This is a genomic window from Streptomyces sp. NPDC031274, assembly GCF_055570235.1.
The window spans coordinates 16556-41992 of record NZ_JBVIHP010000012.1; the positions used below are offsets into that span (position 1 = coordinate 16556).

Genomic DNA, 25437 nt, shown 5'->3' on the forward strand with positions numbered 1-25437 from the left:
GAGGACTTCGATCACTGATGGCACAGCCATTGCCACGGCCACTTGACGGTTTGGCCGCGATCGTGACAGGAGCGGGCCGGGGCCTCGGCCGTGCGGAGGCCCTGGAACTCGCCCGGCTCGGCGCGAGCGTCGTCGTCAACGACTTCGGCCAGCCCGGCCGCGACGGCTCGGGCGAGGCGTCGGCGACGCCCGCCGAGGAGGTCGTGGCCGAGATCCGGGCGGCGGGCGGGCAGGCGGTCGCGCACCTCGGCGACGTCGCGGACCACGAACAGGCGCGCGGGCTCGTCCAGTTGGCGATCGACACGTACGGAAAGCTCGACATCCTGGTCAACAACGCGGGGATCCTGCGGGACCGGATGATCTTCTCGATGAGCGAGAGCGAGTGGGACTCGGTCATCCACGTCCACCTCAAGGGCCACTTCAACACGACGCACTTCGCGTCCGTGCACTGGCGTGAGCGCTCCAAGGCGGCGGGTGAGCCGGTGTACGGCCGGATCGTCAACACGTCGTCGGAGGCGTTCCTCGCGGGTTCGGCGGGCCAGCCGAACTACGCGGCGGCCAAGGGCGGCATCGTCGGCCTGACGACGTCGAGCGCACTGGCGCTCGGCAAGTACGGCGTCACGGCGAACGTCATCTGCCCGCGCGCGCGGACGCGGATGACGGAGGACGTCTTCGCGGGGTTCCAGGAGCCCGGCGCCGACGAACTCGACGCGCTCGCTCCCGAGCATGTGGCGCCCCTGGTCGGCTACTTGGCGTCGCCCGCGGCCGCCGGGGTCAACGGGCAGTTGCTCGTGGTCCACGGCGGCATGGTCGCCGTGGTCGAGCGGCCCAAGGTGGCGGCGAAGTTCGACACGGCGAAGGACGCCTTCTCGTACGAGGAACTGGACGAGGTCCTTTCGCCCTATTACGCGGGGCGGCCGGACGGGGAGACGTTCGCGGCGCAGGAGGTGTTGGGGCTGAGGCGGGGCTGAGGCGGGCCCAAGCGGGGCTGAAGCGAGGCTCAAGCGGGGGCGAAGCGAGGCTCAGGCGGGGGTGAACCCCGCCTGACGCGACAAACGCCGGACCGGCTGGATATATCCAGCCGGTCCGGCGTTCGAGGACGAACTCGGCGGAGCCGGTGACCGGCGGCGCCCAGGGCCAGGGCCCTACGCCTCGTCCTTCCGGCGGTGCCGCCCCCGCGGCGTCTCACCCGCGTCGTGCTCGGCCACAGGCCCCCGGTGCTTACCGGCACCGGTAGTGCCCGCCGCCTCCCGCGGCTCGGGATTCTGCTCGGATTCCGTGCTCATCTCGGTTCTCATCAACACACACTCACCCCGTAAACCGGCAAATCGGTAATCCTGTAAATCTGTAACCGTGTACATCTGTAAAGAAGGTCGTTCGGTACAGGCGGGCGAGTCTAACGAACGCCCGTACGCCCTGTGAGGGGCGCCTGCTGCAAGGGAACGGGCCGCGCGGCGACCGGCGCGGGCGCCGCCGCCGGAGGGATTGGTTCCGCCTCCGCGACCCCGCACGGCACCGCCTCCGTGGCGTACGGAAGGCGCAGTGCTCCCTCCCGCGTCCACCACCCAGAACCGGCCAACCACCCCGCAGGCGCCGCCAGTTGATGCAGGCGCCGCTCGCTGGGACGCCAGATGCCGAGCCAGCTGCCCGCCGCCCCGTCGATCCGCAGCGCCACCGCACAGCCCTCCGGCATCAGCGTCTGCCCGGGCTGGATGGCGAACGGCGTCACCGCGAGGTCGGGCAGTCGCAGGCACTCGGGGAAACGCACCGGGCGCGTACCGCCGAGGACTCCCCAGCCGAGCCGGTCGTGCCCCGGCGCGTCCGAGCGGATCAGGAGCAGCCCGCTCTCGGCGTCCGCGAGCAGCACCCGGTCATTGCTCTCGTCGGCGATCTGGAGGAGAGGGGAGACCTCGCCGCCCCGCCCCAGATCCACCGCCACCGCCTTGACCCGGCCGCCCAGCTCCCGGTCCAGGGCGAGGATCCGGCCCTCTCCGTCCAGCCAGGCCCCGCCCGAACAGCGCCCCGGGATCTCGGCGACGTGCTCGGGCCCGAAGGCGCCGCCCGCCACCAGCCACAGGGCCGTCGATCCCTTGCCCACCGCGAGCGCGTAGGCCTGGCCGCCGACCGGTGACGGCGGCAGCAGCGTGAGCCGGGACTCGCCGCACTCCACGGCGCCGAGCGGCACCTCGCCGGTCTGCGGGCCCGTCGGGTACAGGAGCGCGAAGACGTGCCGCCCGTCGACGACGCGGTGGATCAGGACCCGCCCGTCCGTCATCGGGAGCACTTCCGTGCCGGGCTCCTCCGGCTGGCTGCCGGGCAGCGGCACCGCGTAGGGCTCGGGGGAGTCAAGGGTCCAGCGCTCGGGGAACCAGCAACCGCCGTCGTGGGTGAGGCGAGCGGCGTACGTGCCGTCGGTGGTGATCACTGGGGGTGTCGCGGGCGCGGGACGGGACGTCGGCGCGGTGGCCGGCGCGGTGGTCGGCGCGGTGATGGGCTCGGGTTCAAGCGTGGGCGCTGTCATGGGGGGTACCTCCGGGCCACGAAGCTAGTTTTCGTACGCGCTGCCGTGGCACCTGTGGTCGCCCGCTTCACACAGAAGGGTGGCGATGTACCGATTCGCCTGAGGGGGCGGGGGTGGTTGTGCTGGGCAAGGGGGCGGTTGTGCTGGGCAAGGGGGGCGCGCTTAAAGTAAGGCGAACCTAAGTGGTTGAAGGGCGGTCCGGGCCGGCGCATCGGCTCGTTCGGGCGGCAGATCGACCAGCACACCCCTGGAGCACCGATGTCCCCGTCTGTACGGTCCCTGCCCGCACGGTCCATGCGACCGCGCCGCCACCGCGCCACCGCGGCCGTCGCCCTCGCCGTGGCCGGCGCGCTCTCCCTCGCGGCCTGCGGGTCCGGTGACGCCGACGGCTCCGGCAAGTCCGACAACGGCAGCGGCAGCAAGGCCGTCGCCCAGGGCGGCGACGACTTCTCCAAGGCCGCCGAGCAGACCGCGAAGATGGGCACCACGGCGAAGCCGGGCGAGTTCCCGCGCACCATCACGCACGCCCGCGGCAAGACCGAGCTCACGGCGCGGCCGAAGCGCGTCGTGGTCCTGGACGTCGGCGAGCTCGACAACGTCGTCTCGCTCGGCGTCAAGCCCGTCGGCTACGCCCCCACCGAAGGCGACGACGGCATCCCCGGCTACCTGAAGAAGGACGCGGGCAACCCCAAGGACGTCGGCACGATCAACGCCCTCAACCTGGAAGCGATCGCGAACCTCAAGCCGGACCTGATCCTCGGCAGCGAACTGCGCGCGGCCAAGCTCTACCCGCAGCTCGCCAAGATCGCCCCGACCGTCTTCTCCATCCGCCCCGGCTTCACGTGGAAGGAGAACTACCTCCTGAACGCCGCCGCCCTGGACCGGACGGCCAAGGCGAAGGAGGAGCTCGGCGCGTACGAGAAGAAGGCCGAGGCGCTCGGCGAGGAGATCGGCGACGGCGGCAAGAAGCCGACGATCACGATGCTCCGCTACATGCCGGACCGCGTCCGCCTCTACGCGAAGGCGTCGTTCATCGGCACCATCCTCGACGACACAGGCCTGCCCCGCCCCAAGAACCAGCAGGTCAACGACCTCGCCACCGAGATCAGCACCGAGAAGATCGACGACGCCGACGCCGACTGGATCTTCACCGGCGTCTACGGCGACGCCGAGAAGACGGGCCGCACCGAGGCCGAGAAGAACCCGCTGTGGAAGAAGCTCGACGCGGTCAAGGGCGGTCAGGCCAAGGACGTCCCCGACGAGACCTGGTACCTGGGCCTCGGCGTGACGGCGGCGAACGAGGTCCTGGGTGATCTCAAGGGCTTCCTCGTCAAGTAGGACGCGGCTGAGCCGCGCCACCTGTGCGTGGCCGGTAGCAGTACGTAAGCCATGGCCAGTGGGGCGCAGAGGGCAGGTAGCCTTTCCTCTGTGCCCCGTCTGTCTGAAGTCATCGCCGCCCTCGACGCCCTGTGGCCCGCCGAACTGGCCGAGAGCTGGGATGCCGTCGGCACGGTCTGCGGCGACCCCGGCGCGGAGGTCTCCCGGGTCCTCTTCGCCGTCGACCCCGTCCAGGACATCGTCGACGAAGCGGTGAAGCTGGGCGCCCAGCTCCTGGTCACGCACCACCCGCTCTATCTGCGCGGCACGACCACGGTCTCAGCAGGCACCTTCAAGGGCCGCGTCGTCCACGACCTCATCAAGAACGACGTCGCGCTGCACGTCGCGCACACCAACGCGGACCGTGCCGACCCCGGCGTCTCCGACGCCCTTGCGGGCGCGCTCGACCTGCGGATCGTCCGACCCCTCGTACCGGACCCGGCCGACGTCCAAGGGCGCCGCGGCCTCGGCCGGATCTGCGAGCTCGAACACCCCCTGACGCTCCGTGAACTCGCCGCCCGCGCGGCCGAGCGGCTGCCCGCCACCGCGCAGGGCATCCGGGTCGCGGGCGACCCCGAGCAGCTCATCCGCACCCTCGCGGTCAGCGGCGGCTCCGGCGACAGCCTCTTCGACGACGTACGCGCGTCCGGCGTGGACGCCTTCCTCACCGCCGACCTGCGCCACCACCCGGTGTCGGAGGCCCGCGCGCAGACTCCGCTCGCGCTGCTCGACGCCGCGCACTGGGCCACCGAGTGGCCGTGGTGCGAACTGGCGGCGACACAGCTCGATCAGATCTCCGACCGTCACGGATGGGGACTGCGCGTCCACGTCTCCAAGACGGTCACCGACCCCTGGACCGCCCACGCGGCCTCGAATACCCACACCACAGGAGCCCCCAACTGAACGCCGCGCCCGCCGACCAGATCCGACTCCTCGACGTCCAGGCACTCGACGTACGCCGCCAGCAGCTGGCCCACCGGAAGAAGTCCCTGCCCGAGCACGCCGAGATCGAGTCGCTGAACAAGGACCTCGCGCAACTGCGCGACCTGCTCGTCGCCTCCACGACCGAGGAGAGCGACTGCGCCCGCGAGCAGACCAAGGCGGAGCAGGACGTCGACCAGGTGCGCCAGCGCGCCAACCGCGACCAGCAGCGCCTCGACTCGGGCGCCGCGACGTCCCCCAAGGACCTGGAGAACCTCCAGCGCGAGATCGCCTCGCTCGCCAAGCGCCAGGGTGACCTGGAGGACGTCGTCCTGGAGGTCATGGAGCGCCGTGAGGCCGCCCAGGAGCGCGTCTCCGAGCTGACGGAACGTGTCTCCTCCGTCCAGTCGAAGATCGACGACGCGACGGCCCGCCGTGACGCGGCCTTCGAGGAGATCGACCGCGAGGGCGCCACGGTCACCAAGGAGCGCGAGGTCGTGGCGGGTTCGGTCCCGGCCGACCTGCTCAAGCTCTACGACAAGCTGCGCGACCAGCAGGGCGGCGTCGGCGCGGCCAAGCTGTACCAGCGGCGCTGCGAGGGCTGCCGCCTCGAACTGAACATCACCGAGGTGAACGAGGTGAAGGCGGCGTCCGCCGACACCGTCCTGCGGTGCGAGAACTGCCGCCGCATCCTGGTCCGCACGTCCGAGTCGGGTCTGTAAGGGACGGTGGCCGTGCGGGAGTTCATCGTCGAGGCCGACGGCGGGTCACGGGGCAACCCGGGGCCCGCGGGCTACGGCTCGGTCGTCATCGACGCGACCACGGGGGAGACCCTGCGGGAGGTCGCCGAGTACATCGGCGTCGCGACGAACAACGTGGCCGAGTACAAGGGTCTTGTGGCCGGTCTGAAGGCGGCACACGACCTCGACCCGGACGCCTCGATCCACGTCCGGATGGACTCCAAGCTCGTCGTCGAGCAGATGTCGGGCCGCTGGAAGATCAAGCACCCGGACATGAAGCCGCTCGCCGCCGAGGCCGCGCGGGTCTTCCCGGCGTCCCAGGTGACGTACGAGTGGATCCCGCGCGAGAAGAACAAGCACGCGGACCGTCTCGCCAACGAGGCGATGGACGCGGGCAAGCGGGGCGAGCAGTGGGTGGCGTCGGATTCGACGGCGGAGCTTGACGCGCGGGCCGTTTCCGGTGCGGGGGCGGACGTCCGCGCCGCGGACAATGTCGCCGCGCAGGCCCCGCCCGTCGGCTGGGCCGCCCCCGCCGACCTGGGCGCCCCCGCGACCTTCGTGCTGCTGCGGCACGGCGAGACCGCGCTGACGCCCCAGAAGCGGTTCTCCGGCAGCGGCGGGACCGATCCGTCCCTCTCCGACGTGGGGCGGGAGCAGGCCGAGCGCGCGGCGGCGGCGTTCGCCGCGCGGGGCACGATCCAGGCGGTCGTCTCCTCGCCGCTGAAGCGCTGCCAGGAGACCGCACAGGCCGTCGCCGCCCGCATCGGCCTCGACGTACGCATCGAGGACGGACTGCGCGAGACGGACTTCGGGGCCTGGGAGGGGCTCACCTTCGGCGAGGTGCGCGAGCGCCAGCCGCAGGAGCTGAACGCGTGGCTGGCCTCGCCCGACGCTTCGCCGCCCGGCGGAGAGTCCTTCGCCGAGGTGGCCCGCAGGGTGTCGGAGGCGCGGGACCGTCTCACTGCCGAGTACGCGGGCCGCACGGTCCTCCTGGTCACGCACGTCACGCCGATCAAGACGCTGGTGCGCCTTGCCCTTGGCGCGCCGCCGGAGTCCCTGTTCCGGATGGAGCTCTCGGCGGCGTCGGTGTCGGCGGTGGCGTACTACGGGGACGGGAACGCGTCGGTGCGGCTGCTCAACGACACCTCGCATCTGCGCTGAGGGTTCGGGCCCCGAAGGGGCGCGGGGAACTGCGCGCCCAGCCACGAAGTACCCGCGGGGGTGCGCACGCGGCGGCCCCCCCCCGGGCCCCGGGCCCTCGGGCGGGATCAGCGCAGAGCCGCCGCCTCGCGGGCCAAGGCCTCGATGCGGCCCCAGTCCTTCGCCGCGACGGCATCCGCGGGAAGCATCCAACTGCCGCCCACGCAGCCGACGTTCTTCAGCGCGAGGTACGACGGCGCGGACGCGAGGCCGATGCCGCCCGTCGGGCAGAAGCGGGCCTGCGGGAGCGGCCCGCCGAGCGACTTGAGGTAGGCGGTCCCGCCCGCGGCCTCCGCCGGGAAGAACTTCATCTCGTGCACACCGCGCTCAAGCAGCGCCACGACCTCGGAGGTCGTCGAGACTCCCGGCAGGAACGGCACCCCGGACGCCTTCATCGCGGCGAGCAGCGTGTCCGTCCACCCCGGGCTGACCAGGAAGCGGGCCCCGGCGTCGACGGAGTCCGCGACGCCCTGGGGCGAGATGACGGTGCCCGCGCCGACCACGGCGTCCGGCACCTCCGCGGCGATGGCCCGGATCGCGTCGAGCGCGGCCGGTGTCCGCAGCGTCACCTCGATCGCGGGCAGCCCGCCCGCGACCAGGGCGCGCGCCAGCGGCACGGCGTCGGCGACATCCTCCACGACGACCACGGGGACGACGGGGGCCAGATCGAGCACGGAGGCGGAGGCGGAAGCCGCGGTGGAGGGGGAAGTCATGGGAGCATCGTGCCTCGGCGCATGCAGCATGCGCAAAGGGCGTTGCGCATGCTGCAATCGTGGCTGGTGGCTGGTGGCTGGTGGCTGGTGGCTCGATGCCCGGAGCTCGAAGTCCGAAGATCGAGAAGGTCAGTGGATCTCCCGGACCACCACGTCCAGCGCCCACGCTTTGCCCGCCTTGGCGGGTGCCTCGCCCTCCACCACGTGCCCGAGGTCCCGCAGCGCCTCGACCAGTTCGGCCGGGTCCTTCGGCTGGGTGCCGGTCTCCAGGAGGGAGCGGACGATCCGCCCCTTCGTCGCCTTGTTGAAGTGCGAGACGACGGAGCGCTTCTCGACGCCGTCGACCATCTGCGCGTGCAGCACCCGCACCGTCGCCGTCCGGTCCGCGACCTCGCCCTTCGGCTTCCACGCGGCCGTGTACGCCGATGAACGCAGGTCCAGTACGAGACCGTCGCCCGCCGCGTCGGGCATCGCCGAGGCCATCGGCGTACGCCAGTAGGAGCCCAGTGCGCCGAGTCCCGGCAGCTTCACGCCCATCGAGCAGCGGTAGGAGGGGATGCGGTCGGTGACGCCGACGGCGCCCCAGAGGCCGGAGAAGACGAGGAGCGAGCGGGCCGCGCGGCGCTTGGCGGCGGCGTCCAGGGTGGCGAGGTCGAGGGCGTCGTACAGAACGCCGGTGTAGATCTCCCCCGCGGGGCGCGCGCCCGCCGTGCGGAGCTCGGTGTTCTTCGCGACCTCGCCACGCAGGCCCTCGCTGAGCCCGAGTACGACACGGGCCTTCTCCTCGTCCGCCACGCAGAGGTCGACCAGCTCGTCGAGAACGGCCTGCCTCGCGTCCGCGAGCGCCGGCAGGGAGAGCGACTCCGGCTTCAGGGGGGCACCGCGGCCGGAGGGCGCCTTGCCTTCGGAGGGCGGCAGCAGGACGAGCATGGGTCTCCTTCGGAGGGCAACGGGGTGGGGGTGCGGCCCTGCGCCAGGGTAATCGTCCCGGCACCCCGTGCCCGCGCACAGGCCTCGCGTCCCCGGCAGCCACCCACGCTCCCGCAGCCGCGCGACGTACGTGAGGGGACGGGACGTGCCGGTACGTTCGCCCGGAGCCCGGCTCGCAGGATTCCGGCGCCGAAGTGACGCCGCGCCCGCAGCCGGACGGCGAGGACGACATACCGGTGCGGCCCCGCCCCGGAACAACGAGGCGCCCCACGACAGCGAAGTGACCGGGACCGCGGAGGCGCGCCCCACCCCCCACCGTGCCGCCCTGCCCCGCCTCCCACCGTGCCGCTCCGCCCCACCCCGCCTACGCTCGACCCATGCCCCGTCGCCATCTCCGCGTGACCGGCGCAGCCGAAGCTCCGTTGCGGGGCGCGCTGTGTGAGCTGCGTACGAAGTTGGATGTTCCCGGCGAGTTCCCCGCGGACGTCATCGCCGACGCCGAGCGGGCCCTCGCCGACCCGCGCCTGCCCGCACACGACGCGACCGACATCCCCCTCTTCACCATCGACCCGCCCACCTCCGTCGACCTGGACCAGGCGATGCACCTGTCCCGGCGGCAGGGCGGCGGCTTCCGGGTGCGGTACGCCATCGCCGACGTCGCCGCGTACGTCACACCGGGCGCGCCGCTCGACGCGGAGGCCCACCGGCGCGTCACCACCCTCTACTTCCCCGACGAGAAGGTGCCGCTGCACCCCACCTCACTGAGCGAGGGCGCGGCCAGTCTGCTGCCGGGCCAGGACTGCCCGGCGGCGCTCTGGACGATCGATCTCGACGCGGACGGGGCCGCCGTCTCCACCGACGTGCGCCGCGCCCTCGTACGCAGCCGCGCCAAGCTCGACTACGACGGTGTGCAGCGGACCATCGACGACGGCACCGCCGAGGAGGCACTCGCGCTGCTCGGCGACATCGGGCGGCTCCGCGAGCGGCTGGAGGTCGAGCGGGGAGGCATCTCCCTCAACGTGCCCGAACAGGAGATCGTCGAGCGGAACGGGGTGTACGAACTCGACTTCCGCGCCACGCTCCCCGTCGACGGATGGAATGCCCAGATCTCCCTCCTCACCGGCATGGCGGCCGCGGAGCTGATGATCCAGTCGGGCGCCGGAGTCCTGCGCACGCTGCCCACCGCCCCCGACGGCGCCGTCGGCCGCCTGCGACGTACCGCGAAGGCCCTCCAGGTCGACTGGCCGCACCACGTCCCGTACGCAGAGCTCGTCCGCTCCCTCGACCCGCACGAGCCCCACCACGCCGCGTTCCTCCAGGAGTGCACGACGCTCCTGCGCGGCGCGGGCTACACCGTGTTCAGCGGCGGCGACGTCCCCGACCTCACCACGCACGCCGCCGTCGCCGCCCCCTACGCCCACTGCACGGCCCCGCTCCGCCGCCTCGTCGACCGTTACGCCGCCGAACTGTGCCTGGCGGCCGCCGCCGGGGACGAGCCGCCGGAGTGGGTGCTCGCCGCGCTGCCCGACCTGCCCAAGGAGATGGCGGACGGGACGCGGCGCGGCAACACCGTGGAGCGGGAGTGCGTGGACCTCGTGGAGGCCGCCCTGCTCAAGGGCCGGGTCGGCGAGCTCTTCGACGGGGTGGTGGTGGACGTACAGGAGCGTGAACCGTCCGTCGGTACCGTCCAGTTGACCGACCCCGCGATCGTCGCCCGGATCGAGGGCGGCACGGGCGGGCTTCCGCTGGGGGAGCGGCTGCGGGTGCGGCTCACGCAGGCCGACCCCGGGGCGGCGAAGGTGCGGTTCGCGCCTGCGTGAGCTCCAGGGCCCCTTTGAGCGCGGCCCGCAGCTTCGCCGGGTCGTCGGAGTGCAGCCGTACCGTCGTCACCGGCTGCCGCCCGCCGAGGAATCCCACCGCAGTGACGGGCTCCGTCAGCTCCAGCGTGAGGGAGGTCTGCGCGGCGACGGGAATGTTGAGCACCCCGTAAGCCGCCTCGTGCGTGAAGCGCCGCTCACCGCTCACGGAGGCGATCCGCTCCAGCGGTATCCGCAGGTCACGATGGGCGCCGTGGCGTACGCGGAGCGCGTCGGCGGACAGCACGTGCGGCCGCGTCACGGAGGCCGCGTGCACGCCGAGCATCAGAACCACGGTGTAGACGTCCACGACGAGCACCACCGCGTGGGCCACGGGCCAGCTCCGCAGCAGTACGGCCATCCCGATGGTCTCCACGACGCAGACGAGGACGAGGCCGTAGAGCATCGCGGCCTGATCACGGGCGTGCCCGAACGCCAGATCCCCCTGGCGCACACCGTGCCGCCGCCGGGCCACCCACAGCCCGAGACTGCCGAACACCCGCAGCTCGTGCCCGAGGATCCCGCGCACCGGCCCCGGCACGACCTCCCGGACCGCCGCGCGCCCGCCCCGCCGGTACAGGACCGCGAGCCCCACGCCCTCCACGACGAGCAGCGCCACGGCGAAGGCCTCCACGCCGAGGAGTACGCCGGTGGGGAGCGGGGCGCCGGCCAGCAGGCAGACGACGAGGACGAGTTCGACGGGTACGACCACCCAGGCGAGGCCGCGCACGACCTTCGCCAGCCGATGGCCGCGCACCAGGCCCCTCACCGCGCACCCCGCTCCACGCCTCACCGCGCGCCCCGCTCCATGAGCAGCCGCATCCCACGGCGTACGGCCTCCGCCTGGGCGGGAGCGAAGTCGGCGAAGAAGGCTTCGAGGAAGCGGTCGCCGCCACCCCTGCCGAGCCCGTCGGCCACGGCTCGCGCGCCCTCGGCTCCCAGCTCCTCCAGGAGCGATTCGGGCAGCGCGTCGGCGAGCGCCCGGGCCGCTTCGTCGACCGCCGGATCGGCGACGTTGGTGTCCGCGAGCGCGTCGAGCAGCGCGTACACCTCGTGCGCGCGCTCCACCGCCTCCGGTGTGGCCAGCGCGGGGCGCATCGCGGCGAGGAGCCTGTCCCGGTCCGCTGGGGGCGCGGTCGTGTCGATCAGGGCGAGCAGCTCCCGGTCCTTCGCGGCCATCGCGGACTCGGGCCGCTCGCGGCCGACGCCGGTGCGGGCCATCTCGGCGAAGAACTCGCTCAGTTCGGGGGAGACGGGCCCTTCGGTGGACAGCACCCCGCGCTCCGCGCCGTCCAGCAGGACCCGCAGCCGCTCCCGCCGCTCGCGGATCGCGGCCTCCTGCCGGGCGAGGTCGGCGTCCAGTTCGGCGAGGACCTCGGCGAGCTCGCGCCCCGCGTCGTCCGCGAGCACGTCCCGCACCTCGGCCAGGCCGAGCCCCAGCTCGGTGAGCCGCCGGATCCGGGCGAGCGCGACGGCGTGCCGCAGCCCGTACTCCCGGTAGCCGTTGGCCCGCCGCTCGGGCTCGGGGAGCAGCCCGAGGTGGTGATAGTGCCTGATGGCCCGCGTGGTGACGCCGACGATGCCGGCGAGCTCTCCGATCCGCATCCCGTTCATGGGGCCAGTAGAAACGTTGACGCTGCGGCAAGGTCAAGGAGCGGCGTCGGGCCGGGACCCGCCGGGCGGGCGAAGCCTGACGCCCGCCCGGAGACCTCGTCCTCTATCGAGGGAAAAGCTTCGGATCTCCGGGCGACGCATCAAGCGGTGTCCCACTCTGGCCGGAGGCTGTCGAGCCACGGAGGAGGGAGCGTGACATGGCCGATCTGGCACACGAGGCGGTCACAGGGCCAGAGATCCTGTTGCAGGGCTTCTTGGACCTGGGCATCCCTGAGGGATTCCGGGCGCAGCTGATCGAGGGGGAGATTGTCGTTACGCCACCGCCGGACGGCGACCACGAGGATTTGCTCGGGCTGGTCGTGAGCCAGATCTACAGGCGTTCCAGGACCGATATGTGCTTTTCGGGGAACAAGGGCCTGAAGCTGATGGGCGGGGGCGCCGGTCCGGAGAACCACGCCATCCCGGACGGCACGTTCGCCCCCACGGAGCTACGGCTCTTCCGCGGCGCCGACCCCTGGATGCCATGCAACGGCGTCGCCATGGCGGCCGAGGTGACGGACGCCAGGCCGCAGATGGACCGCGAGGCCAAGCGCCACTGCTACGCCCGCGGCGGCATCCCCCTCTACCTGCTCATCGACCGCGAGGGCTCCTCGGTGACGCTGTTCAGCGACCCGGAGGGGGACGACTACCGCCAGCACTGCACGCTCCCCTTCGGCAAGGCAGTGGCCCTCCCGGAACCGTTCGGCTTCGAGCTGGAGACCGCGGAGTTCGTCTGAGGGCGGCAGCGGGCCTGAGCCCTGGCTCATGCCGGGTAGCATGGTCGATACGGCAGACGAGCCGGGCGGACGGCCGCGTGAAGCTCCCCTCACCAGGGGCTCTTCCCGAGGAACGTCCGGGCTCCACAGGGCAAGGTGGTGGCTAACGGCCACCCGGGGTGACCCGCGGGACAGTGCCACAGAAAACAGACCGCCGGAGACTTCGGTTTCCGGTAAGGGTGAAACGGTGGTGTAAGAGACCACCAGCGCCTGAGGTGACTCAGGCGGCTAGGTAAACCCCACCTGGAGCAAGGTCAAGAGGGGCCCTGGAAACAGGACCCTGCGCGGATGATTGAGGGCTGCCCGCCCGAGTCCGCGGGTAGACCGCAGGAGGCCCGTAGCAATGCGGGCCCTAGATGGATGGCCGTCTCCCCGGCCGCCGCGAGGCGACCGGGCGACAGAACCCGGCGTACAGCCCGACTCGTCTGCCGCTTTTTCGGCCCTGACCAGGGGTTTTTCCTTAGTCGGGGCCATACTTTTTGTAGTGGATTACCGGAGTTTTCGGGCAGGGAGTGTCCTTCACGCCGGATTCAGGTGCTGCTCGAGCCGTTGGAGTGTGGTCCAGGCTCCGGGGTCCGAACCGTCGCCGAGCGGGTAGTGCAGGGTGGGCGCGGTCGCGGGGCCGAGCCGGGTGGGGGCGACGTCGAGGGGCGGTCGCTGCGCGCGGGGGAGCCCGATCTCCTTTACGGCGGCGGGGCCGAGTGTAAAGGAGACCGGGTTGGGCGGGATCTGGAAGTGCGGTGCGACGGTCAGGTCGCGGGGGGCGGTGCGAAGTGAGGTGAGCATGGTGGTCAGGCCGTGCTCGGCGGCCAGGGCCGCAGTGAGGGGCTCGATGGCGTCCAGGGGCGGAGCCTCGCCGGTGCTGTAGCCGAGGGTGAGAGTGATGTCCTCTTCGACTCCGGCCGTGGTGCGGGTGATGTGGACGGTGGCGATCGCGGGGCGGTCGGGGTCGCCTACGGCGATGAGCCAGGTGGGGCGGGGAGCGCGGTGGCGGGCCAGGTCGGTCAGCTGGCGTGTGGACCAGGGGAGGTTGATCGGCTCCGCGGTGCTCCAGCCGACGGGCGGTGCGCCGGTGAGGTGGTGCCACGTGGCTTCGAGTGCGCCGCCGAGGGTGAGGTCTTCGTCGGCGGGATGCTGGGTGCGGACGGAGAGGATCAGCTGGCGTTCGCCGGGATCGGGGTCGTTGCCGCCGGTGAAGGCCTTCGCGAGGGCCGGTTGGCCGTCCTGGTGGCGTACAGGCGTGAAGTGACCATCCTGCCAGTGCAGTTCGACGCCGGACAGGCCGTCGTAGTAGCCGCAGGAGGGGTCTTGGACGACCCACCGGTTGGGGTGGCCGTGTAGGGCCGTGCGGGTGGGGAGGGTCAGACGGGTGTGTGCCGGGGTGACGATTTGCAGGGCACGATCGTCCGCGGTCGCCCCGCGCAGGGCGTCGGCGAGCCAGCTGGTCATCGCAACGACCGGGCGGTCCTGGATGACGACCGCGGCCTTGTCGGTGAGGACGTCGACGGCCGGTGAGGCGGTGGCGGGGGCCGGGGTCGCGGTGACGTCCTCGGAGGTGAGCGGGACGACGTCGGTGTGGGCGGCTTCCGGTGGCCAGACCGTTCCGTCCAGCACGGCGGCCAGGCGTCCGGCGAAGGATCCGGCGAGGCGTTCGCCCTCCTCGACGGCGGTGGAGGCGCGCGCTTCGGTCCACCAGTAGGGCCCCTCGGGGGTGGTGACCTCGGGGCCGAGCAGACGTTGTGCCTCGCCGGGGACCTGGATGAGCAGGGGTGCTTCTACGGAGACCAGGGGGCGGCCGCCCGGGGCGCAGAGCTGGACGACGGCTCCCTCGGCCAGGGAGCTGACGCCCAGGTCGGGGCCGCCTGCGAAGAGCCCGGCGAGCAGGGTGTTGATGTCGGGCATCTTGGGAGTGAGGGCGATGACGTCCTTGGTCACGAGGACGGGGTCTCTTCCGATAGCGGGGCAAGGGCGGTCTGAATGAGCTGGTGGCGGCGGCCCCGGCGGACCAGGGTGCCGCGGCCCGGCGGCTGGGCGGAGGCGTAGAGGCCGGGGAAAAGCTGGCCTTCGGTTCGGTCGCCGGTCATGAGCAGTGCGGTGGTGCCGGTTTCGCGCAGGGTGGTGAGGAAGGGCTCGTACAGGGCGCGGGAGGAGCCGGCGACGCGGCGACTCACGATGAAGTGCAGGCCGATGTCCTGGGCGGAGGAGATGTAGGGCAGGAAGGCGGCCAGGGGTTGTTGGCCTGCGGTGGTGAGGATGTCGTAGTCGTCGACGAGGATCACGATGCGCGGGCCGGTGAAGGCCGGGGCGTCGGTGATCGCGTCCGGGTCGGCGGTCTCCGGCAGGCGCTTCTCCAGTTCGCCCGCGATACCCGTGGCCAGGGCGGTGGCGAGTTTGGCGTTGTGGGCGTAGCCGCCGCGGTAGGGCTCGGGGACGGTGCCGCGCAGGCCGCGGCGCGGGTCGAAGACGCCGAAGACCAGTTCCTCGTCGCTGTGGCGGTCGATGAGCTGACCGGCGATGAGCTTGAGCAGGTTGGTCTTGCCGCACTCGTTGTCGCCGAGGATCAGCAGGTGCTGGTCCTGTCCGGTCAGGTCCAGGAAGGCCGGGGCGAGGGCGTCCTGATCGACGCCGAGCGGGATGCGCGATGGCTCGGCGGCCGGTGAGGGCAGTTTGGTGGCGGGCAGGGCAGTGGGCAACACCCTTACGGGGGCGGCGAGTTCTCCGTGCCAGCTGGCGCGCAGCGTGCGTCCGGCGCGTTCCAGGGCGGGGCCCAGGTCGCTGGTGGTGGGTTGGCCGTCGATGCGGGGCAGGGCGGTGTGGGCGAAGAGTTTGGCGTCGGTCAGGATCCGGCCCGGGGTGTCTGCGCTCAGTGTCTCGGAGAGCTTGCGGTCGACGCTGGAGTCGGAGGGGTCGTTCAGGCGCAGTTCGACGCGGGTGCCGAACATGGACTGGGTGGCGATGCGTACGTCGTTCCAGCGCAGCATCCCGGCGACGATGTGGATGCCGTAGCCGCTGCCGCGTTTGAGGAGGTCGGCGACGGTGTCGTCGAGTTCGGCGAACTCGTCGCGCAGGGCGCCGAATCCGTCGATGAGGAGCACGATGTCGGTGGAGCCCAGTTTGGTCAGCTTGCCTTGGGTGCGCAGGTGGCGGAGCTGGTCGACGGAGTCGATGCCGTGCTCGCGGAAGAGTTCCTCGCGCAGGGCGAGTTGGGCGCGGACTTCGGCGACGGTACGGGCCGCGCGTTCGTGGTCGGCGCGTCCCGCGATGCCTCCCACGTGCGGCAGGCCGGACAGTGCGGTCAAGCCGCCGCCGACCAGGTCCAGGCCGTACACGGCGACCTGGGCCGGGGTGTGGGTCAGAGCCAGGGAGAGGGCGAGGGTGCGCAGCAGGGTGGTCTTGCCGGACTGCGGGCCGCCGATGACGGCGGCGTGTCCGCCGGCGACGGTCAAGTCGAGGATCCAGGGTTTTTGCCACTGCTTGGCCGGGTCGTCGAGGATGCCCAGAGGTATCTGCATGGCATCGGTGGTGGTGGCCAGGTGCAGGCCGCGCTCCGAGGCCTGCACGGGTCCGGCGGCGGCGTCGAGCGAGGTCGCATCGGGCAGCGGCGGCAGCCAGATGCGCCGGACGGGAGGGGCTGCGGTGCACAGCTGGTCGACCATGGCCGTCAGGACGGTCGGGCCGGTCTCCCGCTCCCGCATCGCGGGTTCTTCGGGCGCGCCGGTGGCGGGATCCTGACCCGTGTTGAAGGTGGGGTAGGGCCAGGCGAGGGGTTCGGCGTCCGTCTGCTCGCGCAGGGCCGGGCCGCGGTGGGCGCCGGAGACGTAGCCCGCCTTGAAGCGTTCGTAGGTGGAGGTGTCGACCTTGAGGTAGCCGAAGCCGGGCAGCGGCGGGAGGTGGAAGGCGTCCACCGTGTCCAGGACGGTGCGTGACTCGTCGGCGGAGAAGGTGCGCAGGCCAAGACGGTAGGAGAGGTAGGTCTCCAGGCCCTTGAGCTTGCCGCCCTCGATGCGCTGACTGGAGAGCAGCAGGTGCACGCCGATGGAACGGCCGATGCGGCCGATGGACAGGAACAGGTCGATGAAGTCCGGCTTGGCGGTGAGGAGCTCACCGAATTCGTCGATGACGACGAACAGGTGCGGCAGGGCCTCCAGCTCGGGCTGCTTCTCGCGCAGTGCGGCGTAGTGGCCGATGTCCGCGACGTTCCCGGCGTCCTTGAGGACCTGCTGGCGGCGCTTGACCTCACCGGCCAGGCTGGTGTGGACGCGTTCGACGAGTCCGGCCTGGTTCTCCAGATTGGTGATGACGCCGGCGACGTGCGGCAGTTCGGTGAAGGGGGCGAAGGTGGCGCCGCCCTTGTAGTCGACCAGGACGAGCGCGAGGTCTTCAGGGGAGTGGGTGGCGGCCAGTGCCAGGACCAGGGTGCGCAGGAGTTCGCTCTTGCCGGAGCCGGTCGCGCCGACGCACAGGCCGTGCGGGCCCATGCCCAGCTCGGAGGACTCCTTGAGGTCCAACAAGACGGGTTCGTGGCGGTCGTTAAGACCGATGGGAACGCGCAGGAAGTCACGTTCGCCGCGCGGCGCCCACAGCCTGCCGAGGTCGAGGGCAGCGGGGTCCTCGATGCCCAGGAGGGTGGGGAAGTCGACGGGACCGGATATGGGAGTGCCCTCGGCCGCGGATTCGGCGGACAGGCGCAGCGGGGCGAGCATGCGGGCCAGCCCCTCGGCACCCGCGAGGCTCACCTCATCCGCGGTGCCCTGCCCGGGCAGCGCGTCGGGGACACGTAGGTCTTCGACACTCACCTGATCGCCGTCGACCGTGATCCGCACGGACACCTGGTCCGGCTCGTGCACCTGCTGCTCCAGCAGGTGCAGCACGGTCACACCCATCCCCGGCAGGTCAACAGCGGTGTCAGGGCGGGGGAGTTCGCCGGCCGTACTCCCGTGGCAGTCACTGACGACGATCAGCCGGTCGTTCATCCGCAGTGCGTTGCGGTCGGACAGGCCGCGGCGCACTTCGGCGGCATAGGAGGAGCGGCGCCGCAGATCCGGGGCGCACTGCCGGGCGAGCTGATCGAGGCTCGGCGCGATGCGCCGGGCGGCGACCGGACCGTCGTCCTGCTGCGCATCGAGGACGTGGGGCAGCCACTTCGCCCACTCCCACTCCTCCAGGCGCCCGCCGGGCACCCCCAGCGCGAGGGCGACATCGTCGGGGGCGTGCGTCACCGCAGTCTGGATCAGCAAGGCACGGGCGATACGCAACACACCGTCCCGCTCGCCGATGATGCTGACATTGCCCGCCCGGTCCAGCGGCGCCATCAGCGGGAAGTCGCTCGCGGTGGTGAACCGGTGCTGCAGCGCCCGCGCCTCGTTCAGCATGAACGGGTCGGGCGGGGTCAGCACGCCACTGCCCTGGTTCTGACCGATCGCAAGACCCTGCACGGGTACGTCGCCCGTGCCGAGCCGCACCCGCAGGAAATCCGCGTCGAGCCGCCGCCGCTCCCACAGCCGCGCGGGGTCACGCACGAGGTCGTACAGCGCGGACGGCGGCGGATTGAGGATCCGCGCCTGACGCCGCAACTCGCGCTCGGCCAAGCCGAGTTCGTCGCGTTGCTCCTCCACGTACTCCAGATAGCGCTCGCGCTGCGTGCGCCGGGTGCGTTGGGCCTTGCCGCGCTGGGACAGGAACAGGGCCACCGCGCCAAGGAGCGCGAAGACCAGGACGATCGCGCCGATGGCGGCGAACTGGCTGTTGCGGATGACGGTCATCATGACGACCGAGCCCATGACGCCGGCCATCGGAAGCAGTGCGGTGGCCGCGTTGCCCATCTTGCCCTCGGGCAGGTTCGGGGGCGGTTCGATGGTGCGCTCGGGGGCTGCCGCCAGGGGCCGGGTGGAGCGGGCCGGGCGGTGTATGAGGTGCCTGGTCATCGCACCCGCACCGCCCGCCCCATCGCCTCGGCGGCCAGTTGGACGGCGGCCTCGCGGGAGCTCTGGCTGAGCATGCCGGTGTGGATGGGGCCTCCTTGGGCCAGATGACGGTCATAGGGGAGCGGCACCACGGCAGCCCCCGACTCCCGCAGATGCGCGGCAGCCGTCTTCAAGTCGAGTGTCGTATCAGGAGAGTTGGCGCTCAGCGCCACGACGGTGGTGGCCAGCGCGGAGTGCGGCAGCTGGGCCAGCCAGTCCAGGACCATGCGGGTGCCATTCACGCCCTCGGCGGTCATCGGAGCGACGACGATACGGGCATGGGCGGTGTCCATCGCGGTACGCGCCACCTCGCCGGGCAGCGACTCGCAGTCGGCCACCGTCACCGCGAAGTAGCGGCGCAGCGCGAGGGTCACGGTGCGGTAAGTCGGTACGTCGAGCGGGGCTCCGACCCGGCCCTGGCCGGCGGGCAGCAACCATCCGCCATCGGTCACTGGCACCAGATAGCCGGTGACGTCGGTGAGTTGCATCTCCGGGCTGAGGATCCGGGCCAGATCGGCGCAGGACCAGCGCACCGACTCCGCACCCAGGCGCACCGGCAGTGTGCCGAGTGCGGCATCGGCCTCCAGGGCCAGGACGGGATCGTGCCGGTAGTGATTGAAGGTCCGGGCGAGGAGGGCGGAGACGGTGGACTTGCCGACGCCGCCGCGGATGGAAGTGACCGCGATGACCCGCCCGGTGGTGACTGGCTGCTGTATCTCGCGAGCGAGGCGGGTCTGCTCGGCGACCTCCTGCCCGGCCGAGGCGGTCAGCTTGCGCAGCGAACGCCCCGTCCGCCGTACGGCGGAGTCTCCGTGTTGTGGGCTGCCCAGGGCACGGGCCAGGCGCGGATCGACGGTGGGGACGGACTCGGGGGTGGGCAGGGGGAGGCGAGGGTCGCGGGGTGCGGGTCGGGCGGCTGCCGCCGGACGGGGCGCTGGAGCTGTGGTTCGCGGTTGCTCCTGCGCCGACTCCGAGGTCGCCGGAGGCGGCGCGGCAGCGGGCTCTGCTGGAGCGGCCCCCAACTCCCGCAGTACGTCACGCTGCCAATCACTGTCCTGCTGAGCCATGCCGCACCCCTAAGCGAAGGTGTCGAGCAGTCGCCCGTACACACCGAACACCCCGATGACCAGCGGCAACAGGGCAATGACTCCCACCGACTCCAGCACGTCACCGGCGCGGCGAAGCCGCACCCGCACATGCTCGGCGGGCTGCACCGCGAGCACCACCAGAGGAACCAGAGCCAGTACGACCAGCAGAGCCAGCGGCCCCCCGGCGGCCGACCGCTCCAACCACACCCGGACAAGACCCACCATGACGACGGCCGCGGCGGCGAACAGCCCGACCACCTCCGCGATGAGCGGATAGGCACGCGCCCGCAACCCAAGCACCACGGCGGTGACGGCGGCCACCAGGACGGTCCATACCGAGGGCGCACGCAACACCATCACCCCGGCCGCCGCGGCAGAGAAGGCCAACACGAGGGTGGCAAGGGCCAGTCCACGATGCGTGGCGGTCAGCGCCGTACCCACCTGATAGCGGCTCACCGAAGTCCCGCCGGTACGCCGGTCATCGAGCCCCGACAACCCCGACGCCATCAAGGCAACCCGCGGCAGCACACCGAGCACCACGACCGACACGACAGCGAGCAACGCACCCATGCGGGCCTGCTCGACCTCGGTCCGAGCACCGTCCTGCAGCGCGAAGGCCGCTTCCCACAGAACCAGACACCCCAGAGCGGCCGCGGCCCCGATCAGGGCACCTCGCCCCATTGGCGAGAACCACCCCAGAAGCAACAGCACGAGTACGACGTTGAGGACGACGCCCGCCAGCAGCACCGGGCTTCCCCAGGCATGCGCATCGCCCAACGTCCACGCGCCGAGCACCCCCAGGGCACCCGCGGACACGATCAACGTGGTGGCAAGTCCCGGTTGCTTGCGCCACCCCAGCAGAACCCCGGCAAGGCCTGTCACCACGGCGACGGCCACCAGCGCGTTGCCCGCCGCCGCCAACTCGAGCTCACCGGCGGCCAGTACCCCCGCCACGACCACCCAGAACACGGTGGCCAACCCGGCGACGATCCGCCGAGCCGCGGGCCGCCACCGCCAGGCCCGCACATCCAGATCATCGGCGGCTTCATCGGTGACGTCATGCACCACGGGCGCGGACGGCGCATCCTCTACGCGCACCAGCCGCAGCACGGCACCGTCGGCGACACCGGCCGTCTCCAGGGTGCTGTCGTGCGCCAGCGCCGAACCGTCTGCGGTGACGAGGTGGCGCAACATAGGCCGTACCCCGGCCTGATCGTCGAGCAACCGCAACACTTCCGGAAGCAACAGCCCGACAGGCTCCTGGGAGGGAAGTACGAGATCGACCCGCCGCTGCTCTCCCACCAGAGTGACCCGGCTCAAGGCCGTACGACTCGTACCGCTCGTGCGGCTCAACGGCCCCGCAGATATCACGCGTTCGAACCTATCATCGAGAAGAAGGGGTGATGGAGGGAGAGGGGGACGGCGTGGACGGGGAGGACGAAGGCACGGAGGAGCTGTAGGGGCTCTTCCCGATGAGCCGATTCGAAATGAACGACCACCCCACACACCCGGCACACAACACCGCCGCGATCACCACCCCGGCGAATACCTTTCCCAACCGCTCATCCACCGTGCGCCGTTGCCGCTGCGCACCGAACAACAACGCATCACGCAGCCGTCGGCGTCGAACCGACACCGACTCCAGCAACTGACTGTCGTAGTCCTGGGCTGCCACAGTCTTCCACTTCTATTTCTCGAGTTGGCAGTGCGCGTGCGCTGTGGGCATCTTGGCCAAGTCCTTTTTGGCCCGCCGAACTGAGCTCAACTGCGGCTCTGTCAGCGGGGAATCCATGACGAAGACGCTTACGGTCAACCGGCGTCACGTGGGGAACTCGCCCAACCAGCCGCGCTGCAGTAGATGCTTCGGCAAGTACTCCGACTCGACGTCAATCGGAATTTCCCCATCGTAGGCGAGGCAAGCGATAGCCAGTGGCCCCAAGGCGACGCTTCCATCAATGTCCGCTTCCCGATCCTCGTTCAGCGTCCAGTAAGTCTTGTGCAGTTTCAAGGCTTCCAGTAGGGCGGGACTGAATCCCTCCTCATTCTTGCGTACGAAGTGGTAGAAGAGGTTGATCGGTGGGTAGAGCAGGCCATCCAGGAGGTCCCGCGGGGCGATTCGCGCGACGGCGGGATCCGATGCCTGGAACGTAGCGGTGAGCTTCTCCACCAACCCAGGCCGACGCAGCCAGTACGTCTGCAAGGTGTCTACCCAGTGATAGATGTACTCGTCATACTTTCCCTCGGGTGCACGCAACCGCTCCAAGGGGATCTCGCACAGCTGCGTCATTCGCGGCTGATCACGGCAGATGACGGCCAGCCAGAACGCCGTCAGCCAGTTTCCCGCATCAGCAGTTGGCAGCAGGCCCACGGCTGGAAGCGTCCGCATCTTCCGATTGATGCGGCACTCGACGGAGCCCTCGCCCGGCGCCGTCACGGCGAACAGGGCTGATCCCAGTTGCATCGCATTGACCGTGGCCTCCCATGTCTCCAACGCCGCCGCTCGGGGATCGACGACACAGCGAGCGCGCAACACCAGAAGCCCGGTGTCGAAATGTGAGTCGATCAAGCTCGCGGAACCGGCGGAGTCCGCAAGGTGATCGATGCCGTTCACCAAGTGTGCGCTGAGGCGCTCCGCCAACTGCTCGGCGTCAGGTCCTGCCGACAGGTCATGCCGGGCCATGTGTTCGGTCACGGAAGGGTTCCCTTGCTGATATCGAAGTACCGATATTGGAGGCCAGTGTACGTCCCTGCGTTCTTCTCCCCCTTGACGACGACATATTCTAGCTTCTCGGCGGCTATGGCTTTTTCGATGGCGGCCACGACCTCGACTTCCCCGCGTTTCTTCATGAGTCGGAAGATGTCGAAGAAGTATTCCCTGCTCCCCTGAGAAACCCTTCCTCCGTTGTCCGGGAGATCGCGGTGGCCAAGTTGCGTACCAGTATTACTCTTGGCCTCGACGACAACTACTCGACCATCCTCGTGTACCCACACCTGATCAAACTGATCATTGCCATTCTTCGGCCCGAGGAGAGCCTGCTCTTCGAAGTCCGGATAACGCTCGGCGATAAAGTGATGCCGGGCGGCCTGCTCACCAAATTGCTCGGCCAAGTCCCTCATCTGAGTATGAGATTCCTTGTACGCCCCCTTGGCTTCCCCCCAGAGCGCTTCTGACTCGACTGTGCCGTTTGCCTCGTGGGCCTTTCCGGTCTCTTCCTTCCACTTTTCCGCGAGGTTGTCCCACTGGATGGCGTGATGGCGAGCCCCAGCAGCTCCGTCGAGAATATTGAGCCTGGGCTTGCTCGTGACGGTTTCTGGGCCATCTGAGATGTAATCGGGGTCGAGGTAATAGGGTTTGGGGGGATCTGGTACGTCCTTGGAGCGGATCAATGGGCCATCATCCGAAAGCCGGGTCAGCTGAGGCGGAGTGAACCCGCTCTCGTCCGTGAGTTCCAGGCCCTTTCGGTTGCCGAGGTGTTCGCCGCCCTTGTAGTACTTTTCGAAGTATCCCGGTTCGTGGTTGGCCCGGTAGACCTGGATTTCCTCGATCTGCTCCCGAGTGAGGGATCTTCGAGGCCCGTAAGGGTTGGGGCCCTCCCGCATGAAACTGGGGCGTTCGGCCTGGCTGGGTTGCCTCGGGACGTCGCCGTCAGGTCCGGCCGGGCTGTTGCCGGCTGCGTTGTCGCCCGCTGAATCCAGATTGTCCAGGCCGTCGCCGCCCGCCGCACCGGAGTGCGGCACGGAGCCGCGCCCCGGACCACCGGGTGCGTCGTGGCCCGTGGAGCTGCTCGGCCCGTGCCCGTCGCCGCTCCGGGCCCCGGCCGACCCTCCAACCTCGTTGTGCCCGTTGCCTCGTGGGGAACCTGCCTCGCCTCTGCCGGCCGGGGGCTCGTGGCTGGCCTGCGGCGGAAGGTTTTCGCCCGTGTGGGTACTGGTTTCGGGCGCCCGATCTCCGGCGCCGACCAGCGCAGGCTCGCGCTGGGAGGGTGCTGGCTCTGGACGTGTCCGGTCGGCGGCGGACAGCTCGTTCGGGGCGGTGTCCCTGATGGGGTTGCCCTCCGCGTCGACGCGGATGAACTTGCCGTCCTCGACGCGGACCCTGGACCCGTCGAACTCGAGGTCGGTGTGTACGCGCTGCAGTTCGGGCGCCGCGTCCGTGCCGGTACGGACGCGGCCGGTGAGTTCGGCGACGCTGGGCAGCTTGCTGAAGGCCTTGCCGCCCACCGTGAGCCCGGCGGAGAGCGGGTCGGCGTAGGTGCCGATCTTCGCTGCGACGCCGGCGGCCTTGGAGGCTGCCCCGGCCTTGCCGCCCTTGGCAACGGCCCCCAGGGGTCCGACGCCCAGCGTGAGGATGTTGAAGGTGGCGGTGCCTGCGGCCTGGACCGGGTGCTCTTCCCATTGATCCCAGGCGACGATGCTCTTGGCGAACTCACGTGCGGCCGTCTTCTGCCGCTTCTCGTCAGCGCTCTCTTCGTCCGGGCCGATCGTGTGGTCCAGGACCCAGTCGTAGGGAGTCAGGGTGTACTGACCGATACCGCCGAGGACATCGCCGAGACCGCTCCAGGCCTCCTTGGCCGAGCCCCCGATGCCGAACAGGTGGCCCAGGCCCTCGAGGGTGCCTCCGGCACCGTCGACGATGAAGCCGTCCCAGACGTAGTGCTTGATGTGCCGGTGAATCTCCCACGCGTGGATGGATTCGCTCATCCGGCTGCCCCAGGGCGTGTCCTTGGTGTGTTTGAGGACCTCGGCGTCATAGCCGTACATCACGGTCTTCTTCGTCGCCTTGTGACTGCCGTCGTCCTCAATGAACTTCGGGCCGCCCACAATCGCCGAGATCTTGGTCGCGGCCCGACGCTCGGCGTCCTCGAAGGCGGTCTTGGTGGCGACAACGCTGTCCGTCAGTTCGTTGTTACGGGCGATCTTCTTGTCGTCGTACGACCAGTCGTCGTCGCCCTCGATGCTGGCGCGGAACGTCACCGCATCGGCCTTCAGTGTCTCCAGGCGCTCGGCCAGCGGTCGCGCCTCGCCGGAGAAGGTGTCCAGAGCGTCGGCCACCGTCTCCAGATCCGCGGCGAAGGTGTCGGCCCTGTCCATCACCGGACGAGTGCTGGCGAACAGATCGTCCGCCTCCGGCGCGGTGTAGTACGCCCCCAGCATCTGGAACCGGGAGTGCACATCGGCCCCGCCGTTGCGGATCCCGATGGCATCGCTGCGCAGCGCGGAGACGTCCTTGTCCAGCTGCTCGAAGTTACCGGTGAACTGCGGTATACCTCCCGGCTCGATCACCGTCACTTGTCGGCGCCCTTCTTACGGGCAGCTGCGAGAATGGCCTCCATGTCCGGGGCCTTCTCCGCATTGCGCTGTGCGGTCGCGGCTTGCTCCAGGTCTCCGGCCACGTAGTGATTGGTCGCCTCGATCGCTCCGTTCACCGACTTCGCGGCCCGAGCGCCGGGGAAGAGCGCATCGCCCGCGCTCTTGTCCACGAACAGCGCCAGAGCCATTCCGATCGGACCGACGGGCGCGTCCCCGCAGTACCCCGAGCTGATGGTGCCGGCCGAAGTGGCCGCACTTTCGGCGTCGGTCCCGTACGCCTTGACGTTCTTGGCCACGTCGTCCATCGCGAGCCCCACCAACGACGTCACCGAATCCACCCCGGACGGTGAAATGTCCCACGCAGGCATGCCAAACCCCCTACTGATCCC

The 25437-nt window shown here is 70.5% G+C and carries 21 protein-coding genes and 1 other RNA gene; 8 read left to right on the forward strand and 14 right to left on the reverse strand.

Translation table 11 applies throughout. The features are described from left to right. Positions 1–17: 17 nt before the first annotated feature. Positions 18–971, forward strand: a complete 954-nt coding sequence (locus ACZ5CR_RS20095) for a 3-oxoacyl-ACP reductase (protein ID WP_468859262.1) — start codon at positions 18–20, stop codon at positions 969–971. A gap of 174 nt (positions 972–1145) precedes the next feature. Here ACZ5CR_RS20095 and ACZ5CR_RS20100 read toward each other — a convergent pair whose 3' ends face one another. Both ACZ5CR_RS20100 and ACZ5CR_RS20105 read right to left on the reverse strand, forming a co-directional pair. After that, positions 1146–1286, reverse strand: a complete 141-nt coding sequence (locus ACZ5CR_RS20100; protein WP_468859264.1) for a hypothetical protein — start codon at positions 1284–1286, stop codon at positions 1146–1148. A 110-nt stretch (positions 1287–1396) separates the two neighbouring features. After that, positions 1397–2521, reverse strand: coding sequence for a hypothetical protein (locus ACZ5CR_RS20105; protein ID WP_468859266.1), 1125 nt, complete (start codon positions 2519–2521; stop codon positions 1397–1399). A 294-nt stretch (positions 2522–2815) separates the two neighbouring features. Here ACZ5CR_RS20105 and ACZ5CR_RS20110 point away from each other — a divergent pair, with 294 nt between their 5' ends. The 4 genes from ACZ5CR_RS20110 (at position 2816) to ACZ5CR_RS20125 (ending at position 6720) form a co-directional block, all read left to right on the forward strand. Continuing rightward, positions 2816–3859, forward strand: a complete 1044-nt coding sequence (locus tag ACZ5CR_RS20110) for an ABC transporter substrate-binding protein (RefSeq protein ID WP_468859582.1) — start codon at positions 2816–2818, stop codon at positions 3857–3859. Positions 3860–3949: 90 nt separating this feature from the next. Beyond that, entirely contained in the window at positions 3950–4801 is an 852-nt protein-coding gene (locus tag ACZ5CR_RS20115; protein WP_468859268.1) for a Nif3-like dinuclear metal center hexameric protein, read from the forward strand. Next, on the forward strand, positions 4798–5541 hold the full coding sequence (locus ACZ5CR_RS20120) for a zinc ribbon domain-containing protein (protein WP_468859584.1): 744 nt from the start codon (positions 4798–4800) through the stop codon (positions 5539–5541). Before ACZ5CR_RS20115 ends, ACZ5CR_RS20120 begins: the two co-directional genes overlap by 4 nt. Before the next feature lie 12 nt (positions 5542–5553). Continuing rightward, the gene (locus ACZ5CR_RS20125; protein ID WP_468859269.1) at positions 5554–6720 is read left to right on the forward strand and encodes a bifunctional RNase H/acid phosphatase; all 1167 of its coding nucleotides are present in this window, start codon (positions 5554–5556) and stop codon (positions 6718–6720) included. Between the two features lie 107 nt (positions 6721–6827). Here ACZ5CR_RS20125 and eda read toward each other — a convergent pair whose 3' ends face one another. Further along, positions 6828–7472, reverse strand: a complete 645-nt coding sequence (gene eda / locus ACZ5CR_RS20130; protein WP_468859271.1) for a bifunctional 4-hydroxy-2-oxoglutarate aldolase/2-dehydro-3-deoxy-phosphogluconate aldolase — start codon at positions 7470–7472, stop codon at positions 6828–6830. A 129-nt stretch (positions 7473–7601) separates the two neighbouring features. Then, a complete protein-coding gene (yaaA, locus tag ACZ5CR_RS20135) occupies positions 7602–8402 on the reverse strand; it encodes a peroxide stress protein YaaA (RefSeq protein WP_468859273.1) in 801 nt (266 codons plus the stop codon). A gap of 377 nt (positions 8403–8779) precedes the next feature. Between yaaA and ACZ5CR_RS20140 the strand changes: the two genes are divergently transcribed. Then, positions 8780–10222, forward strand: coding sequence for an RNB domain-containing ribonuclease (locus ACZ5CR_RS20140; protein WP_468859274.1), 1443 nt, complete (start codon positions 8780–8782; stop codon positions 10220–10222). Here the strand turns inward: ACZ5CR_RS20140 and ACZ5CR_RS20145 are convergent. After that, positions 10173–11027, reverse strand: coding sequence for a hypothetical protein (locus ACZ5CR_RS20145; RefSeq protein WP_468859276.1), 855 nt, complete (start codon positions 11025–11027; stop codon positions 10173–10175). The two genes, ACZ5CR_RS20140 and ACZ5CR_RS20145, sit on opposite strands and share 50 nt — an antisense overlap. A 20-nt stretch (positions 11028–11047) precedes the next feature. Continuing rightward, positions 11048–11863 carry a MerR family transcriptional regulator gene (locus ACZ5CR_RS20150; protein WP_468859586.1) on the reverse strand — a complete coding sequence of 272 codons (816 nt, stop codon included), beginning with the start codon at positions 11861–11863 and terminating at the stop codon, positions 11048–11050. A 206-nt stretch (positions 11864–12069) separates the two neighbouring features. Between ACZ5CR_RS20150 and ACZ5CR_RS20155 the strand changes: the two genes are divergently transcribed. Beyond that, entirely contained in the window at positions 12070–12648 is a 579-nt protein-coding gene (locus tag ACZ5CR_RS20155) for a Uma2 family endonuclease (RefSeq protein ID WP_468859278.1), read from the forward strand. A 57-nt stretch (positions 12649–12705) separates the two neighbouring features. After that, positions 12706–13115, forward strand: an RNA gene (rnpB, locus tag ACZ5CR_RS20160) — RNase P RNA component class A. Positions 13116–13206: 91 nt separating this feature from the next. On the opposite strand, the gene ACZ5CR_RS20165 is transcribed toward rnpB, so the two are convergent. The 8 genes from ACZ5CR_RS20165 to ACZ5CR_RS20200 form a co-directional block, all read right to left on the reverse strand. Beyond that, positions 13207–14622 (reverse strand): DUF6177 family protein, encoded by a 1416-nt coding sequence (locus ACZ5CR_RS20165; RefSeq protein ID WP_468859280.1) that lies wholly within the window; start codon positions 14620–14622, stop codon positions 13207–13209. Continuing rightward, the gene (gene eccCa / locus ACZ5CR_RS20170; protein WP_468859282.1) at positions 14619–18611 is read right to left on the reverse strand and encodes a type VII secretion protein EccCa; all 3993 of its coding nucleotides are present in this window, start codon (positions 18609–18611) and stop codon (positions 14619–14621) included. Before eccCa ends, ACZ5CR_RS20165 begins: the two co-directional genes overlap by 4 nt. After that, a complete protein-coding gene (locus ACZ5CR_RS20175) occupies positions 18608–19717 on the reverse strand; it encodes a type VII secretion protein (protein WP_468859284.1) in 1110 nt (369 codons plus the stop codon). Before ACZ5CR_RS20175 ends, eccCa begins: the two co-directional genes overlap by 4 nt. Before the next feature lie 9 nt (positions 19718–19726). Beyond that, entirely contained in the window at positions 19727–21091 is a 1365-nt protein-coding gene (gene eccD / locus ACZ5CR_RS20180; protein ID WP_468859286.1) for a type VII secretion integral membrane protein EccD, read from the reverse strand. 31 nt (positions 21092–21122) lie between these two features. Then, the gene (locus ACZ5CR_RS20185; protein WP_468859288.1) at positions 21123–21413 is read right to left on the reverse strand and encodes a hypothetical protein; all 291 of its coding nucleotides are present in this window, start codon (positions 21411–21413) and stop codon (positions 21123–21125) included. A gap of 144 nt (positions 21414–21557) precedes the next feature. Further along, entirely contained in the window at positions 21558–22430 is an 873-nt protein-coding gene (locus ACZ5CR_RS20190) for an immunity 49 family protein (RefSeq protein ID WP_468859289.1), read from the reverse strand. After that, positions 22427–25027 carry a hypothetical protein gene (locus ACZ5CR_RS20195; protein WP_468859291.1) on the reverse strand — a complete coding sequence of 867 codons (2601 nt, stop codon included), beginning with the start codon at positions 25025–25027 and terminating at the stop codon, positions 22427–22429. Before ACZ5CR_RS20195 ends, ACZ5CR_RS20190 begins: the two co-directional genes overlap by 4 nt. Further along, positions 25024–25416 (reverse strand): DUF6507 family protein, encoded by a 393-nt coding sequence (locus tag ACZ5CR_RS20200; protein ID WP_468859293.1) that lies wholly within the window; start codon positions 25414–25416, stop codon positions 25024–25026. Before ACZ5CR_RS20200 ends, ACZ5CR_RS20195 begins: the two co-directional genes overlap by 4 nt. Positions 25417–25437: the final 21 nt, after the last annotated feature.

Excerpts from the sequence above, each read along its gene's own strand:
- ACZ5CR_RS20100 (WP_468859264.1), bottom strand. The coding sequence starts at position 1,286 with ATGAGCACGGAATCCGAGCAGAATCCCGAGCCGCGGGAGGCGGCGGGC.
- ACZ5CR_RS20095 (WP_468859262.1), top strand. The coding sequence starts at position 18 with ATGGCACAGCCATTGCCACGGCCACTTGACGGTTTGGCCGCGATCGTG.
- eccCa (WP_468859282.1), bottom strand. The coding sequence starts at position 18,611 with ATGACCAGGCACCTCATACACCGCCCGGCCCGCTCCACCCGGCCCCTG.
- ACZ5CR_RS20150 (WP_468859586.1), bottom strand. The coding sequence starts at position 11,863 with ATGCGGATCGGAGAGCTCGCCGGCATCGTCGGCGTCACCACGCGGGCC.
- ACZ5CR_RS20140 (WP_468859274.1), top strand. The coding sequence starts at position 8,780 with ATGCCCCGTCGCCATCTCCGCGTGACCGGCGCAGCCGAAGCTCCGTTG.
- eda (WP_468859271.1), bottom strand. The coding sequence starts at position 7,472 with ATGACTTCCCCCTCCACCGCGGCTTCCGCCTCCGCCTCCGTGCTCGAT.
- yaaA (WP_468859273.1), bottom strand. The coding sequence starts at position 8,402 with ATGCTCGTCCTGCTGCCGCCCTCCGAAGGCAAGGCGCCCTCCGGCCGC.
- ACZ5CR_RS20175 (WP_468859284.1), bottom strand. The coding sequence starts at position 19,717 with ATGGCTCAGCAGGACAGTGATTGGCAGCGTGACGTACTGCGGGAGTTG.
- ACZ5CR_RS20155 (WP_468859278.1), top strand. The coding sequence starts at position 12,070 with ATGGCCGATCTGGCACACGAGGCGGTCACAGGGCCAGAGATCCTGTTG.
- ACZ5CR_RS20105 (WP_468859266.1), bottom strand. The coding sequence starts at position 2,521 with ATGACAGCGCCCACGCTTGAACCCGAGCCCATCACCGCGCCGACCACC.
- ACZ5CR_RS20200 (WP_468859293.1), bottom strand. The coding sequence starts at position 25,416 with ATGCCTGCGTGGGACATTTCACCGTCCGGGGTGGATTCGGTGACGTCG.
- ACZ5CR_RS20110 (WP_468859582.1), top strand. The coding sequence starts at position 2,816 with ATGCGACCGCGCCGCCACCGCGCCACCGCGGCCGTCGCCCTCGCCGTG.